The sequence below is a fragment of the Nocardioides sp. genome, from assembly GCF_034670285.1.
Taxonomy (GTDB): Bacteria; Actinomycetota; Actinomycetes; order Propionibacteriales; family Nocardioidaceae; genus Nocardioides.
The window spans coordinates 1-2685 of sequence record NZ_JAXMNS010000469.1 but is presented as its reverse complement, the minus strand read 5'-3'; the positions used below and the strand labels follow the sequence as shown (position 1 = coordinate 2685).

4 protein-coding genes are annotated in these 2685 nt (G+C 70.0%); 2 read left to right on the top strand and 2 right to left on the bottom strand.

Annotated features, from left to right (window positions below; all coding sequences use genetic code 11):
* Positions 1-183 precede the first annotated feature (183 nt).
* Positions 184-681 carry a DUF427 domain-containing protein gene (locus VOI19_RS17790; protein WP_323794282.1) on the bottom strand — a complete coding sequence of 166 codons (498 nt, stop codon included), beginning with the start codon at positions 679-681 and terminating at the stop codon, positions 184-186.
* A gap of 47 nt (positions 682-728) precedes the next feature.
* Positions 729-1016 (bottom strand): hypothetical protein, encoded by a 288-nt coding sequence (locus VOI19_RS17785; protein ID WP_323794281.1) that lies wholly within the window; start codon positions 1014-1016, stop codon positions 729-731.
* 23 nt (positions 1017-1039) lie between these two features.
* On the opposite strand from VOI19_RS17785, the gene VOI19_RS17780 reads away from it, so the two are divergent.
* Both VOI19_RS17780 and VOI19_RS17775 read left to right on the top strand, forming a co-directional pair.
* Positions 1040-1570 (top strand): gamma carbonic anhydrase family protein, encoded by a 531-nt coding sequence (locus VOI19_RS17780; protein ID WP_323794280.1) that lies wholly within the window; start codon positions 1040-1042, stop codon positions 1568-1570.
* Positions 1567-2685: MFS transporter (locus VOI19_RS17775; protein ID WP_323794279.1), on the top strand; the 1119-nt coding region annotated here is incomplete at its 3' end. The genes VOI19_RS17780 and VOI19_RS17775, both read left to right, overlap by 4 nt.

Here is a 2685-nt window from a genome sequence, read left to right as displayed (position 1 = left end):
TTCAGGTCAGGCGGCCCGAGTGGCTGCCTCTCATCTGGACTACGAACGGGTGTCGGGCGATACGACACCTCGGCAAGAACTTTCTCATCCGCGGGCTCGTCCCTTGCGGCTGCTTCTCGCCTCGCCGCGTCTCGACACGCGGGGCACGACGACCAACGACGGGGCTTCGCGGGCTCAGCCCCGTCACCACCCCCAGGAGTTCTTGCTGCCCTTGAAGGGGCCGACCACGTTCGAGGTGATCCAGCCCCCGTAGAAGCCGCCTTCCTGGGGCACCACGACCTCGCCGTCGACGACGCAACGGTCCATGGCGGCCGGCATCAAGGCGATGGTCCCGGCGAGGTCAGCGAAGCCGCCCGTCGGCCGGAGGTAGGTCCACGCGGCTCGTGGCGCCACCTGCTGGCCACCGACGACGTCGACGTAGTCGGCACGCCCCTTCCACTCACAGAACGACGAACCCTCGGCCTCGCGCAGGGAGCCGTCGACGAAGGCCTCGCGCGGCAGGTAGTACGTCGGCGGGTGGCTGGTCTCCAGGACCCGCCACGACCGGGTCGTCGAGGCGATGGTGACCCCGCCGAGCACCACCTGGATCGAGGCCGTGCTCGTCTCCAGACGCGGGGGTCGCGGGTAGTCCCAGACCGACTCCTGGCCGGGTCCGGGCTTGATCGGGGTGGGTCGGCGCACGTGACAAGTGAACGCGACGCGCTCTGCTCCGCCCACCCCCTTCGGGGTCAGAAGATGTCGTGGCCGAGCAGCAGCACGATCAGGACCGCCGCCAGAGCCGCGAGGCCGCTGGTCAGGAATCCGCGCGCCACCCACTTGACCCGGTGCCAGTTGCGCACCAGGTAGGACGCCCCGATCAGCAGCACCACCAGCGCCACGACCGGTCCGCGGCGGATCACGGCAGCGGCATAGACCGCCCCGATCCCCAGCACGACCCCGGTGAGGACCTGGGCGATCATCTCGCCACGAGGTGTCGGCTCCGGGACCTTCCGCGGGGTCCTCGAGAAGCGCGCCATGGGTGCGACGCTAGCGTCACCTCGTGAACCTCTTCTCATTCGAGGGCAAGTCCCCGGTCGTGCACCCTGGCGCCTTCGTCGCCCCCACCGCCACCCTGATCGGTGACGTGACCGTCGAGGACGGCGCGAGCATCTGGTACGGCGTGGTCATCCGCGCCGACATCTGCACCGTCGTCGTGCGGGAGGGCACCAACGTGCAGGACAACTCCGTCCTGCACGCGGCTCCGGGCGAGACGCTGACGATCGGCCCCCACGCGACCATCGGGCACAGCTGCGTCGTGCACTGCCGCGAGGTCGGCGAGAAGGCCCTGATCGGCAACGGCAGCACCCTCCTGGACGGCGCAGTCGTCGGCCCGGGCACGCTCGTGGCGGCCGGCTCGGTGGTCATCCCCGGCGCCGAGATCCCCGGAGGCGTCGTCGCCGCCGGCATCCCGTGCAAGGCGACCAAGCCGATCGAGGGCACCTCCTCGGAAATCTGGGTGGAGACCAACTCGATCTACTACCGCGAGCTCGGGGCCCGCCACGGTGCGGGCATCACGCGCCTGGAGCAGTGAGCTCGCGCCTGCGCGGACTCGTGGCCGACACCCGGCCGCTGCGCAACGATCACTTCCGGCGGCTCTGGGTCGCCAACATCATCACGGTCATCGGCGCCCAGCTGACGGTCGTCGCGGTTCCCGCGCAGATCTATGCCGACACCGGCTCGTCGGCGTACGTCGGCCTGACCGGGTTGTTCGGCCTCGTGCCGCTCGTCGTCTTCGGGCTGTGGGGTGGTGCGCTGGCCGACGTCTTCGACCGTCGCACCCTGCTGATCATCACGACCCTCGGCCTGATCGGCACCAGTGCGCTCTTCTGGCTGCAGGCCGCGATGGGCAACACCAACGTGTGGCTGCTGCTCTGCCTGTTCTCGGTGCAGCAGGCGTTCTTCGGCATCAACCAGCCCACGCGCAGCGCCGTCCTGCCGCGGCTGCTCACCCCTGACCTGCTGCCGGCGGCCAACTCGCTCAACATGACCGTCTTCATGGCGGGCGGCATCGCCGGACCGCTGGTGGCCGGAGCGCTGATCCCGTTCATCGGGCTCGAGTGGCTCTACTTCATCGACACCTTCACGCTGCTGGCGACGCTGTCGGCGGTGGTGCGGCTGCCGAGCCTGCGGGTCGAGCGGCTCGACGGGCTGCGTGCCAAGACCCCCGGGCTGCGCTCGGTCGTGGAGGGCTTCACGTTCCTGCGCACGCAGCCGGTGCTGATGATGTCGTTCGTCGTCGACCTGATCGCGATGGTCTTCGGGATGCCGCGGGCGCTCTTCCCCGAGATCGCCTCGAAGTCGTTCGACGGCCCGGACGCCGGCGGGCTCGCCTTCGCCCTCCTGTTCGCCGCGATCCCCATCGGGGCGGTGATCGGCGGAGTGCTCTCGGGCTGGGTGTCGCGGATCTCGGCCCAGGGCAAGGCCGTGATCGTGTGCATCCTGGTCTGGGGCCTGGCGATGGTCGGGTTCGGCATCGCGATCGGGATCGCCGGCGCCTCGGAGTCGCTGCGCTCGGCGATGCTCGCCACCGCGGTGCTCATGCTCGCCATCGGGGGCGCAGCCGACATGGCCTCGGCGGCGTTCCGTTCCTCGATGCTGCAGACCGTCGCCACCGACGAGATGCGCGGACGCCTCCAGGGCATCTTC